General features: G+C 51.1%; 11 protein-coding genes. 10 read left to right on the forward strand and 1 reads right to left on the reverse strand.

What is annotated here, in order from left to right:
- Positions 1-2: 2 nt before the first annotated feature.
- Genes WCV85_00740 through WCV85_00750 form a run of 3 tightly spaced genes read left to right on the forward strand, consistent with a single transcriptional unit; the run spans position 3 to position 3,559 of the window.
- Entirely contained in the window at positions 3-1,121 is a 1,119-nt protein-coding gene (locus WCV85_00740; GenBank protein ID MFA6473381.1) for a hypothetical protein, read from the forward strand.
- Between the two features lie 33 nt (positions 1,122-1,154).
- Complete coding sequence (locus WCV85_00745; GenBank protein MFA6473382.1) at positions 1,155-2,540, forward strand: adenylosuccinate synthetase; 1,386 nt, start codon at positions 1,155-1,157, stop codon at positions 2,538-2,540.
- Between the two features lie 20 nt (positions 2,541-2,560).
- On the forward strand, positions 2,561-3,559 hold the full coding sequence (locus WCV85_00750; GenBank protein ID MFA6473383.1) for a hypothetical protein: 999 nt from the start codon (positions 2,561-2,563) through the stop codon (positions 3,557-3,559).
- 68 nt (positions 3,560-3,627) lie between these two features.
- On the opposite strand, the gene WCV85_00755 is transcribed toward WCV85_00750, so the two are convergent.
- Complete coding sequence (locus WCV85_00755) at positions 3,628-5,565, reverse strand: hypothetical protein (GenBank protein MFA6473384.1); 1,938 nt, start codon at positions 5,563-5,565, stop codon at positions 3,628-3,630.
- Between the two features lie 279 nt (positions 5,566-5,844).
- On the opposite strand from WCV85_00755, the gene WCV85_00760 reads away from it, so the two are divergent.
- The 7 genes from WCV85_00760 to WCV85_00790 all read left to right on the forward strand — a co-directional run bounded on the left by WCV85_00760 (position 5,845) and on the right by WCV85_00790 (position 12,900).
- A complete protein-coding gene (locus WCV85_00760) occupies positions 5,845-6,393 on the forward strand; it encodes an isochorismatase family protein (protein MFA6473385.1) in 549 nt (182 codons plus the stop codon).
- Positions 6,394-6,567: 174 nt separating this feature from the next.
- The gene (locus WCV85_00765; GenBank protein MFA6473386.1) at positions 6,568-6,882 is read left to right on the forward strand and encodes a hypothetical protein; all 315 of its coding nucleotides are present in this window, start codon (positions 6,568-6,570) and stop codon (positions 6,880-6,882) included.
- 161 nt (positions 6,883-7,043) lie between these two features.
- A complete protein-coding gene (locus WCV85_00770; GenBank protein ID MFA6473387.1) occupies positions 7,044-8,444 on the forward strand; it encodes a hypothetical protein in 1,401 nt (466 codons plus the stop codon).
- A gap of 170 nt (positions 8,445-8,614) precedes the next feature.
- A complete protein-coding gene (locus WCV85_00775) occupies positions 8,615-9,229 on the forward strand; it encodes an NUDIX hydrolase (protein ID MFA6473388.1) in 615 nt (204 codons plus the stop codon).
- A gap of 15 nt (positions 9,230-9,244) precedes the next feature.
- Complete coding sequence (gene pncB / locus WCV85_00780; protein ID MFA6473389.1) at positions 9,245-10,507, forward strand: nicotinate phosphoribosyltransferase; 1,263 nt, start codon at positions 9,245-9,247, stop codon at positions 10,505-10,507.
- Positions 10,508-10,639: 132 nt separating this feature from the next.
- The gene (locus WCV85_00785; GenBank protein MFA6473390.1) at positions 10,640-11,119 is read left to right on the forward strand and encodes a nucleoside 2-deoxyribosyltransferase domain-containing protein; all 480 of its coding nucleotides are present in this window, start codon (positions 10,640-10,642) and stop codon (positions 11,117-11,119) included.
- Positions 11,120-11,238: 119 nt separating this feature from the next.
- On the forward strand, positions 11,239-12,900 hold the full coding sequence (locus WCV85_00790; protein MFA6473391.1) for an NAD+ synthase: 1,662 nt from the start codon (positions 11,239-11,241) through the stop codon (positions 12,898-12,900).
- The last annotated feature ends 262 nt before the right edge of the window (positions 12,901-13,162 follow it).

Genomic DNA, 13,162 nt, shown 5'->3' on the forward strand with positions numbered 1-13,162 from the left:
TCATGGGAAAAGAAACTTTCTCACGAACCACGTACAGCAAATCGTACGCGAAATTCGCGTCAAAAGATGGTCCGGCAACGTCAAAGGCTGAGCAAACAGCCCACAAAACTGGTAAGCTGAATCCGCTTGTTGATCCGCAGGGATTTGGCGTGATTCGGCGTTCACTGCTTCGTCTGGAGCAGCTCCCAAATAAACTTTGGGAAGTGACCGTCGGAAGTCCACTCCCTATCGAAACCCGAGTCGACACGACCGGCAGCATGGGGCATAACGTTGATATTGCTTTACGGGTTCTTCCGAATGCATTTGAGCAGATCAGCGAGGTAACCCCGGGCTACGATCAGCAGGTTGCCACCGGTATTTTTGGTGACGTGCAGGACCGGTTTGTCCTGTGCCGTCCGCAGTTTGAAATGGTTGCGGAGAAAATCGTTGAGCAGCTAACCTTAATGGTTCCTGAGCGAGCCGGTGGTGATGCTGACGAAGATCCGCACTACGGCCTATTTGGAGCCGCTTACCTGGTTGCCGCGTACATTAATCGGATCGGTCTGAAAAGGTACGATTTCACTGCTTCTGATGCGTCAGCGCGTGATCGACTTGATGAAAGTCAACTTATCCGAATATTCGGACCCGACGTTTTCGCCAAGGTCGCCGAAAATGGGCATCAAATGCGCGCCGATGATCTCCCCACAACAGCTGATGTTGTGCAAGATCTCCTCAAACGCGCACATGCCTTTTTCCTGCAGGTTGGCGACAATTCGGAGACCACCAGATTCTGGACAAGAATCTACGGTCGCGAACGCGTGGTCATTCTGCCAAGCACCGAGCTAATGCCTCAGGTGCAGGCAACGATCATTGGACTGACCGAAGGAACACTCGATCTGAAAGATGTGCCGGCATTCCTGAAGAAGCACAATGTGCAATTGGGGGATGCTGAGAAAATCGCCCGTTCGGTTGCCAATATTCCAATTGGCGCACAAGCCGCGTTGCCGAATTTTTCCAAGCGTCCCAAGAAGGGTGACCTCTTCCGTGAGAAGACCGACCTTTGGCCGGTTGATCCACAGGAGCTTGGAAAAGCTAAGCCCCATAAGGCAAAGCCAGGCGACAAAAAGACTGAATGGCTGTAAACCCCCTCTCACGACAAACCGAATGAGGTGATGATGACGAACAAAGTCTACGTTGTCACCGATCTCGGTCCAGGAGACGGTGGCAAAGGTGGTGTGGTGCACAAAATCTCCACGATGCAGTGCGCGCATACCATTATTAAAGTCGGCGGTGCGCAGGGAAGCCACGGTGTCTGCACCTCGCAGGGTGAAAGCTTTGCTTTCAGCCAGTGGGGTTGCGGGACGCTGGAAGGGGTGAAAACACACATCTCCTCAGAGATGGTTGTCATGCCCGAAGGTTTACTGAATGAAGCTGATACCCTGCGCTACAACTGTGGAGTGCACAATGCCTTTGATCTCCTCACGGTTGATGAAAGTGCGCTGTGCGCCACACCCTACCATGGTATTGCCTCACGCCTGAAAGAGATGGCGTTGGGCGACCACCCGCGTGGAACCATTGGTACCGGCGTTGGCGAAGCGTTCCGCATAGCGGAACGCATGCCAGAGCTCGCACTATACGTTCGTGATCTTTCACGAGCGCATTTGCGACAAAAATTAGCTGACTGCAGAGAGCAAATCCGTTCCGATCTTGCAGGAGTGATGCGCGGGGAATTTTCCGGTGCTGACCAGGAAGCTGCGCAGCAGGAAATGCATCTTCTGTATGATGATGATTTCCTGACGTATGTCTTCCAACGCTTCCAAACAGTTGGGAAACGGGCAACAATTGTTGATCCTGGCTATCTTGGGAGGGAGATTCTCTCGCAAGACGGAGTAGCAATCGTGGAGAAATCCCACGGGGTGCTCACTGATCGCTATCATGGTTTTCATCCCCATACCAGCGCTATTCGGACATTGCCATGCTTTGCCGAAGCAATGTTGAGGCGCGCTGGCTATGGCGGAAGTATTATCCACCTTGGTGTTACTCGGGCATACCAGATTCGCCATGGAGCCGGACCCATGCCAACTGCTGATCCAGCAATGGCAGAACACTTGCTTCCGGGTAGTCACAAGGAGGAGAATCGTTACCAAGGCAAGATTCGCGTTGGTCCGCTGGATCTTGTCCTGCTTCGCTACGCCCTAGCAGCCTGTGGAGGTCCAACCGCTTTCGATGGCCTTGCCGTCACGTGGTTTGATCAAATACAGGCAAATGGTGCTTGGCACCTGTGCGATGGGTACGAGGGCAGTATTGGGCAAGACTTTTTCACACCCCTGGGTGATATAAAAGTCCGGCACGGCAATGATGCGAACCAGCTTGCGTACCAAGAAGCTTTGGGGCAGCACCTCTTGTGCTGCACGCCCAAGCTGCAAACTGTCCACTTTTCACCAACCGAAACGCGAGACAATTTGTTCGCGCTTTGTGCTGGTGTGTTACAAGAAAAATTAGGCATTACAACCAGAATGATCTCGTTTGGGCCAACTGAACGAGACAAAACGTGCAAGTGAAACTTGCAGGAGGACAAACAATGTCAGGAGAAACCCTTGATCCGGTAACTGCTAAACTTCGCGAACTTGGCGTTGACGATGCAACGATCGGAAAAATTAAAGATGATCTCGGCGCGACGAGTGTTGAAGATCTTGCCGGTCTGACCGAAGCCGATCTCATCGGTACGGGCATGAAGGTTTTGCAGGCAAGAAAATTACTTGCCGCGCTTGCCCCTACCGCCTCGCCTACTGCTGATCCTACCGCTGAATTAGCCGAAGGTGAGCAGCCTTCCAAAGCGCAGGTGAGTGGCTTTGCTGGCATGCTTGGCGCTGATCCTACCGCTCTGCTCCTGCTCATGAGCGGTAAGGGTGGTGATATGGATCTTACATCCATGATATCTATTGCTAGCCTGGTCAACGGGTATAATCCCAAACGCCGAGACTTGTACTTGACGGTTATGGGTCAGGTTGAAGGTCGGCTTGGATTACCCATTGTTGTTATCGACGGCGATGGCAGCATCAACCGCGAACTTACCATCGAGTACATTGAAGGACTCGAGGAAGGACGTGATTCTGCCGAAAACAACATCTATTTCGATTCAACCGGCTCGCCGCATGAAGTCATTCGCGTTGGTGTTGATGCACAGAGCATCTACGACGCTGATCCGTTGAATCCAAGTCGGGCACTGCAGAAGAGTGGTATGGGTATTGGTCGCGTGAATTGGACCAACGTACCGCTGGAAGTTCGTCAGGTCGCATACTATGCGGTCACCAAAACGGGTGAAATCGACCCGAATAATGATGCGCATCAGTCGTGGCTCCGTGACAAAATGAAACCAGGCTCAACTCGTCTGGTCTTTCATGGGCAGGCTCCACGTGCAATCAGCGAATTCAACGAAGCGGCTCGTACTGGTTCGTTACCAACACTTCGGGTCATGCTTTCGCGTGGTCCGCGCCGTCCGGAGTTTATGCCGCGTCGCCGTCGATCATCGCCAGCCGACCTTACCGGCATTGGCGGACGTCGAGACGATGACATCTAGTCGTTAATCGTTCCTTTTTCCACTTTGGTGGGGTGGCCAGAAAGCATTACGCTTTCTGGCCATTTATTTTACTTGATTTTTGGCAAGAATACCCGGTTCGCGTAGAGTTGGGTTGCTAGCTGGCGGTAGCCCGAATCCCAGAAGGTGCTCTGCCCGTCAATGCGATCAGCGTGTGGTGTTTGGATGCCGCCGTGTGCAGGAAAGAATCGTTCATAGCCCTTGTGCATCAAGCGGTACTGGAGGGTGTCGCGTTCCAGTTCTTCAATGTACAGTCCCCGCGCTTCTCGCCCATGCAGAGTTTTCTGCGTGTCATACATATACGGTGTTAGCAGTTTTTCGCGCAGTTCGCGAATCTCGCTGGCGTTTCCTTCCCAGGCCGCGCCAAAGAGAATATGTGTCCAAGAGCTTTCGCCCAGGGATACTTCAGGACTGTTAAAGTCCTGTACACCTAGACCCCCTTTCGTTTCCTCAAGCCAGAATGCAACAACATCACCCTGCAGGTGATTTTGGGTAAAAGTTTCTTTCAGCTGCTTCTGCAGTTTTTCGTGCTCACTTGGGGCTACCCCTGGCCGCACGAAGACGCCGGTATCCACATCCGCACCGTTAGCGCCGTAACCCTTCAGCCGTGAACCGAAAAGCAATACCACCGGGTAGAGTTTTTGCGACAGTTCTGGGTTTGCTTCAATGGCCGCCACAATGTTCTGGGTGTCCTGCACCTCTGCTTTCAGCTCTGAGAGGTTCTTAGAAAACGGTCCGGCGAGCGCAGGGACGGAAATATCCAGCGCTTCAAGCTCCGACGTTGTAATAAGTTGTAGGCCATGGAGACGGAAGAAAGTTTTTTCTAGCTCCTCATGTACTGCTGGCGCAGCTGTGTGCCAGAGAGCGGTGAGCGTATCCTGGTAGCGCTCAAAGAGCACCTGCGCTGCTTGGGGGTTGGTTCGTGTGATTGCTTCAATAGCCTTGCGGATGCCGTTGATGGCTGCTTGCTGGCTTTCTACGCTGGCCTTCGGGTCAAAATACTCCTCAAGGGTGTGCTGATTGAGTGCTCCATTGGCGATTGCAGTTTGTAGGGCATCCCCAAGCGTTTCCAGAATTTTGCGTTTTTTTTCGCGTGTTAGCCACGCTTCCCGTTTCTTGGTCATACCCGTGTACGTCTCAGCGTCAATTTGCTTAAATGCATTTTGGATTGTTTCTTGCAATGCGGAAGGGGATAGGGTTGATGCTGTTGTAGTTTCTTGCTTCTCTGAATGTTCAGAGGGTATAGAAATTTCTAGCGTCACGTTTCTGACAAAAGCATTGGAAGATGCATGCATTGCTTTCAGCTCTGCCTCATGAAGAAGGCCCAGATCTGCCAAAACCGGTAGCGTGTCTGCAATGCTCTGTTGCAGCGTTTCATCGTCACTAGATTCCAGAAGCTCCACCACCTCCTGGGTTGTCATGAGATTCCGCTCAACGAGTTTGGGAATCAGGTGTGCAGCTTTCACAACCCGTGGTAGATCTCCCGCTCGTGATTCCACATCCAGTACGTCGCCGTCAACAAAGTTTGCCCGGACATCGTGCACCGACAAAAGTTTCTCCCACGCCCTACTGTACGCCTGGCGGAATTCCTCCGTAGCCTGTTGCAGCGCTGGAGAGTCTGGTTCCCAGGTCTTTGGCGGTAAAAATTCAAAGGGGAGGTAGAGTGCTATCCGTTGGTAATCCTCATCTTCAAGCAGGTATTGCAGTGAAGTGTAGAGTTCCGCCACTTCTGCCTCAGGAATGTTGCCGTTGGCCACTGCTTCTTCCAATGGAAGATCTGGCCGAGGCAGACGAGAGATGACTTCTTGCAACCTTTGATTCAGTTGCCGGCGCGATTCAACCTGATTCTGGAATGCCTCATTTTTGGTGACATGGTCAGGCCAGACCTCTGCCGCATGAGCAAGATCCAGGAAGGATTCCACTGCCGGAGGGGCAATAGGGTATCCTTCAGCTCGTTCATGTTCTCGTTTGTAGCCTTCATGGTTCATGTACGTAGCATAAAGTGAATACTCAAAACACACAACATATTTTATTAGCCTAGCACTTGCCTACGTAACACCCGTCTTCATCCCTTGAAAAAATGTTTATTTCACCTCTTGACAAGAGTAACAAAAAATGAGAAGGTTGCGGGTCTAAAAACCAGAGATTTGGGAGTGCAAAAGTGCATTTTCACTCCCAAATCTTTCCCCTCAATTTCTATTGGATTGAAGGGCAAAAAATGAATAAAAATAACCGAAATTGTTCACCATTTACAAGAAGGAGGTAGCATGGGAAACCGTGCGCACATCACCATCGATGTGCAGAATGACTTTTGCCCTGAGGGAAGACTTGCGGTTACTGCGGGTGATGAAGTTGTACCCGTCATTAACCAGCGGGTGAAGAATCCTGCTTATAAACGCAAGTACAATTCCCGTGATTGGCATCCGCCCGGTTCGGAGCATTTTAAGAAATGGCCGACGCACTGTGTGGAAAAAACTTTGGGTGCAGCCTTTCATCCGGATTTGGATCTCACAGACGCAGTGATTATTACCAAAGGTCAAGACCCGGCGCTCGATGGTTACAGCGCCTTTGAGGGTACGACGTCCTGGGGAGCAATGCTGGAAGATGATCTTCGCGCACATGGAATCACCGACATTGACATCGAAGGTTTGGCTACTGAATATTGCGTGAAGAAATCTGCTATTGATGGAGCCAAACGTGGTTTCAACGTTACGGTGTACCTCGATGGCTGCCGGGCAGTGAATATCAAGCCGGGCGACGAAGAAGCAGCGATTGTCGAAATGCGTGCCGCCGGCGTCAACGTTGTGGCCGCCTAAGCATAAACCGCTCATTCGCACTTGGAGGTACGCGTTCAACTCGCGTACCTCCACCCAAAAAATTTCTTTTAGAGCTTTGTGACAGTCACCTGACTGTCCCATTCCTCTGGTCATAACATAAGGTTGTGGCCTTGCACTTTCAGAAATACACATTCAATCAGAACGAGGTGAAACATGGTAAACGTACAAGCCTTTGAGTTGCGGAAGTTGATTCCCGAACTTGAGGCACAACTCAAGCAAGCGAGACAAGCGCTTGAAGCGATTGAAGCACGGTGCTCGCATAGCTGGGGCCCAGTACAGTACGACCCCATCGAGCATGCTGCATATCACATTCCCGGCGACCCGCCGGAGTTTAGCGGCGCAGATCATCGATTTCCAATGGACGTGCCCGCCCGAACCGAGAAACGTTGGCGACGGGATTGCATCCATTGCGGAAAACCAGAATACACAAACCATACAAAACCTGCTGGGGAAGAGCCAGTGTTCTAATGGATGTTGTGGGTGAAGTATGTGCTTGTTTGTGCATACTTCACCCCTTTCTCATGAAGAGACGAGAGATGATTATGTGATCATCTTCTATCTCTGGTCATAACATTAGGTTGTGGCCTTGCACCTTAAGAAAATGAATTTCATCCGAAAGTGAGGATACAGTGAAAGTCATCATGTATGGCTTAAGCGCTAATCCGCCTGGGATACACCATCGTTTATTGGTGCAGGAAATGGCGAAGTATGCAGACCTGGTCATTGTGGTGCCGTGCGGTTTACGGCCGGACAAGTTGACCACGAATGATATCCCGCCGTTGTACCGTGCAGCAATGACCGACATGACCTTTCAGGACATTCCAAATGTATGCGTGGATCTGTCTGACTTAGAACGATCAGTATTCACGCGAAGTTGGGAGTTGTTGCAAAGGTATGAGCGAGAATATCCTGGAGCGGAACTTTGCTTGGCAGTTGGTGGCGATCTTATTGCCAACGGTCGCTATGGTGAGTCAGCCATTCACCGCAAGTGGGAGCAGGGGAAAACACTGTGGGAAAATGCAAACTTCATTGTTTGCAATCGCCTGCACACTCCCTTTGATCCTGTGGATCTACCCCCACACTGCCAGTTTGTGCATGTAGACCTTGTCGGTTCCAGCACAGACATTCGGGATCGCGTGTTCGGACACAAACCAATTACCGGTTTGGTGATGCCGAGCGTGGAGACCTACATTCATCGGTACAATCTGTACCGGGGCATGATGGCGGCCACAACCGCGAAGCATGCCAGCTTAGATAATCCTCGCCTGCTCATACTGGCAGATGCTGAGACGCCACGAGCAATGGCAATCGCTTCGCAGTTCGCGCGGTTTGAGGATGCTGAAAATCCAAACGGCATTTTGGTCTGTGGCGGTGATGGCATGATGCTGCAAGCAATTCGGCAGGAGTGGCGCCGACGTTTGCCCTTCATCGGCATGAATGCTGGCCATTGGGGGTTCCTCATGAATAGCTTCGAAGAAATCACCGCAATGGATCACGCCTTTGATGACCTCTCTTTTGTCCAGTCGCCCATGCTGTACGTGGAGTCAGTGCGGCCAGATGGAACCACGGCAAATGCCTTGGCGTTCAACGACTGCTGGACGCATTCGCAGAACAATGGGCAAGCAGCGAAATCTGAGGTTCGCGTGAACGGCAGAGTCTGCCTCAAGTCCGTGGTGTCAGATGGCATGCTGGTGAGTACGGCCGCGGGATCAACCTCGTATGCGCGGGCAATGGGCGCTATGCCACTTCCGGTGGGCTCGAGTCAGCTTATCCTCGTGGGCAGCAATGTGTTTTCCCCCTTTGGGTGGCGGCCAGCGTACCTGCCAATTACCGATCGGATTTGCATCCGAACTTTGGAACCGGAGAAGCGTCCGGTAGATGCATTTGTTGATGGTATTTCCTTTGGGCAAACCATGCAGCTCGATGCCCGAACCAGCAATATTGCTTCCGTGGAAATTGGATTCTTCGGCGCACACGATTTGCAGGAGAAGATCCGCGCAATTCAGTTCGTTGAGCAGTATCTTCAATAGTCGCACTTTCCATTGTGCGGGGGCATGGTTCTACTCCATGCCCCCCGCATATTCCTTCAAAGCTTTGCAACGAACTTGGTTGGTTGCAGCGCTTTCATCCAGAAATAGTTCTGGGTGATGCACCTTGAAAACATGCAAGCAAATGAACATATATTTGAGAAAGGAACATTATGGTACAGCCAAAAGTGCGACCGCAAGGCAGTTTCGCCTTGGAGACTGTTGATATCAATGGTCGAAATTGGTCGGTGCTACACGCTTCAGACTCAGCCGGTTTATTGGTCTTTCTGAAAGATCGTAATGCCATTGTGCTGGTCCGGCAGCAGCGTGCGCCCATGGTTTCTGCACACAATCCGGAAGGTTCGATTACGGAACTTCTCGCTGGTCGGTTCGACAAAGACGAGACGCCAATCCAGTTGCTGGTTCGCGAGGCTTCAGAGGAAGCTGGAATCGCCATTGATGCCAGTCAGATCAAAGTACTCAACTTTGGTCACCCGCTTGCCCTCTCAGCCGGCATTATTGATGAACTATGCTGGATTGGTTACGTGGAAATTTCCGATGACCAAATTGACCCCAGCGGTAAGCTTTACGGACTGCACGAGGAAGGAGAGTTCATTGACCGGATCATGATTCCGGTTGAGCAACTTGAATCCCTGGTTTGTGAAGATGCTCGTGTCTTCGGCATGATCCAGTGGTTCCTGCGTTGGCAAATGGAACACCGTCTGCAAGCATTAACAGACCAGCTGGAGAAATTCGAACGCGAGATGAACGAAACGAAAACGATTTGAAGGGAGTGATTGAAGGTGCTTACAACACGCTTTATTCGAAAAGATGAGGCGATCATCCAGTCGTTGCTTGACGTGGACTTCTATAAGTTCACGATGAGCCACTTCATTTGGAAGTACTACCGGGACGTCGAGGTAACCTTCGGGATGAAGAACCGTACGAGTCACGTTCGCCTCGCGGAAATTATTCCAGAAGGAGCTTTACGTGAGCAGCTGAACTACGTCCGGGATTACCTCAGATTCAACTTGAGTGAAATTTTTTACATGCGAGGTATGGATATCTACGGGAAGAACATGTTTTCGGAGGATTACCTGGATTTCCTGAAGGCACTCGCCATGAGTGATTATCAGTTACGCGTGGTTGATGGTCAGTTTGATCTACGCTTCACTTGTCTTTGGCCGGCCGTTACTTTCTGGGAGACAATTTCGCTGGCGATTGCCAACGAGTTGTACTACCTAGAAATCCTGAAGGAAGAAACTCGGTTCGATCGACAGGCAATCTATGCCGAAGGTATCAAGCGACTCCACGAGAAAATAAAAAAACTCAAGGAGCACCCTGACCTAACATTCATCGAGTTTGGTACACGCCGGAGATTTGGCCGAGTTTGGCAGCGCGATGTCGTCTGTGCGTTAGCCGAAGAATTACCACCGACGCAATTCCGTGGTACGTCAAACACAAAGTTGGCGTTTGACCTTGGCTTAGTTCCCATGGGTACCAACGCGCATGAACTGCAAATGGTAGTTGGCGCCCTCGCTAAGGACGATGCTGCACTTCTGGCTTCCACTGACAAAGTGCTTGATCAGTGGTGGGAGTTGTACGGTTACGGTCTCTCTATCGCGCTACCGGACACTTTTGGCTCCGATTTCTTCTTTCAAACATTTGGTGAAGAGCGAGCAAAGAAGTGGAAAGGTGTGCGGGAGGACTCCCGTGATCCGTTTGTGGGCGGCGAGCAAGTTATTCAGTACTACCAGAGTCTAGGTATTGACCCCAAGACGAAGCTCTGGTTGCCGAGTGATGGTTTAGACATTCAGAAGATCATCGCGCTTCACAATCAATTTTGTAACCGCATCGGCCTGTCATTTGGCTGGGGCACAACCCTCACGAATGATCTCGGTTTACCCACGCTCTCTCTTGTCGCCAAGACAATTGAAGCGAATGGCCGACCGTGTGTGAAGCTTTCGGACAATTTGGCCAAGGCCATGGGTCCGAAAGATGAAGTCGAACGGTATAAACGCGTATTCGGCTATACGAATACGCATACCGAAGAGTGCAAAGTCTGATTTGCTTGCATGGTATGTACATTCCGGTGGGAGATTTCAACTATCTCCCACCCCTCATTCTAGTTATGCAAGAGTTTGGATAATTGAAGTGAGGAAAACTGATCATTATAAACATATTGCACAGGAGGAAAAATGCGCGTCGTATACTGGCTTGAAACCTTTCCACCACCGAGTGACAAATCAATTTTTTTAGCCGGACCTACGCCACGGCATGAAGGAGTGCAAACCTGGCGTCCAAAGGCGCTGGAAACGTTGGAGCGGCTTGGGTATGACGGCGTGGTCTTTGTACCTGAGTATCGTAACGGCCAGTTGCCAAAGGTGGATATGGCAGCGTATACGGATCGGATTGACTGGGAAACCAGTGCCCTTGCGCGGGCTCAAGTTATTGCCTTCTGGGTACCACGTGTACTGGAGACCATGCCAGCCTTCACGACCAATATCGAATTTGGTGAATGGTTCAAGTCCGGCAAAATTGTTCTGGGTACGCCGCCAGAAGCGCGGAAGGTAAGTTACATGCGTTACCGCGCTGGTCAACATCTGGTGCCGCTGGCAGAAACGTTGGAAGACACGCTGAAACTGGCTTTGCGGAAGCTGGGCGATCTTGCAAAGTAAAAAGGTTCTTTCGGTGGAGAAGCATTTCTCCACCGTTCCCTCCAGCATCCCACAAGTAGTGGGGGATTGGAGGGAAAGAAAAAAGTTAATTAAAAACTCAATAGAGAAAGGACATAGTTGTGAAAATCGCTTTGCTCCAACTGAATTTTACCGTGGGTGATTTAGAAGGAAACACCACGAAGATTATTGCTGGCTATCAGCAGGCGAAAGCGCAAGGTGCGCGGTATGCAGTGAGTTCGGAGTTGGCTATCTTTGGCTACCCGCCTCAGGATTTGTTGGAATTTCCAGAATACTTGGAACGTCAAGATGCGCAAATTGAACGCCTCCGTCAGGAAGTGAAGGGCGAAACGAGCCTCATTGTTGGCATTGCGGAGCGGAATACCACCGGGACAGGGAAACCCCTGTTTAACAGTGTGATACACATCTACGATCAACAGGTGCTGGTTATTGGTCGGAAGTGTTTACTGCCGACGTACGATGTATTTGATGAGCAGCGGTATTTCACGCCTGCCGAACTCCCGCGTCCGATCAGGCGGGATAGGACATCCATCGCCACATTAGTATGCGAAGACATTTGGTACGGTTCTGAATTTGTCAGCGGTCATCATCTGTACAAAGATGATCCAGTCGGTCACCTTGAGGGTCTGGGTGTGGACTTCCTTTTCGTTCTCAACGGTTCGCCGTACACCTGGCACAAAGGTCGGGAGCGGTTTACCCTAGTGCAGAATATCGCACAGCGTTGCAAGTGTAACGTAGTGTACGTCAATCAAGTTGGCGGCAATGACGACATTCTTTTTGACGGCCGGAGTTTCGTTGTCAATCCCCAAGGGGAATGCATTGGCGCTGCGGAGCCGTTCAAGGAGCAGGTTGTTATAGTCGATATGGACAACCCTACTCCGGTTGCGTATCCGTTCGATGATAACCTGCGTGATCTCTACGATGCTTTGGTTATGGCCACCCGTGATTACATTGCGAAAGTTGGTTGTCAGCAAGGTGTGGTCATTGGCCTTTCTGGCGGTATTGACTCTGCGTTAACCGCGGCAATCGCAGTTGATGCGCTGGGCCCCGACAAGGTTGTAGGCATAACCATGCCCTCAGTGCTCTCTTCGAGCGGGAGCGTCAGTGACTCTCTGGCTCTCGCCAAGAATTTGGGAATACAGTGTTTCACCGTTCCCATTGGTTGTACGGTTGATAGCTACGGGAAAGCGCTGGAGCCGATCATTGGTTGGTACCCAGCAACTGCACGACCGGGTGATGTGACCGAGGAGAACATCCAGGCCAGGACGCGGGGGAATATACTCATGGCGCTTTCAAACCGGGTGGGAAAAATCGTTTTGACCACCGGCAACAAATCGGAAGTGGCTGTGGGCTACTGCACGTTGTACGGCGATATGGCAGGTGGGTATGCGGTCATTTCCGACATTCCCAAGACTTTGGTGTATGCACTCTCAAGGTACGTCAATCGGTTTGGAGAAATCATTCCCGAAAGTACCCTCACCAAGCCGCCATCGGCCGAACTTCGACCGGATCAGAAAGACACTGATTCATTGCCGGCGTATGAGGTGCTGGATCCGATTCTGAAAGCCTACAATGAAGATCGGATGACGGTAGGGCAGATTATCGAGCTTGGTTTGGCGGATGCAGCCACAGTGCATCGGGTCATTCGCATGGTCAACACGAATGAGTTCAAACGGCGGCAACTTGCACCGGGTCCGAAGGTAACCTCCAAAGCCTTTGGGTCTGGTCGGCGCATGCCCATTGCTGCCAAAATGATTAGCTAGTTCTGAGTTTTGTACATTCTTTCAAACGCCCCTGGCTTTCCTGGGGGCGTTTTTTTATTGACAATTTTTTTGAAAAGCGTAGCCTTGGAAGTGGCCGGTTAAACTACAAAAGTCAGGCGGACACCGAGGTATGTGTAGGTACTATACCGGTTGGAAACAAAAAGTCGTGAACTCTTGTCCTGTGAATGGAGGGATCTCCACCCCGTGCCGAGGCCTGGAACGTCTCACGGTCATCACCGCCTGGAAGATGGCGGGTCACTGT

This window comes from Patescibacteria group bacterium (assembly GCA_041665345.1).
Lineage (GTDB): Bacteria > Patescibacteriota > Patescibacteriia > PEXW01 > PEXW01 > JBAYJA01.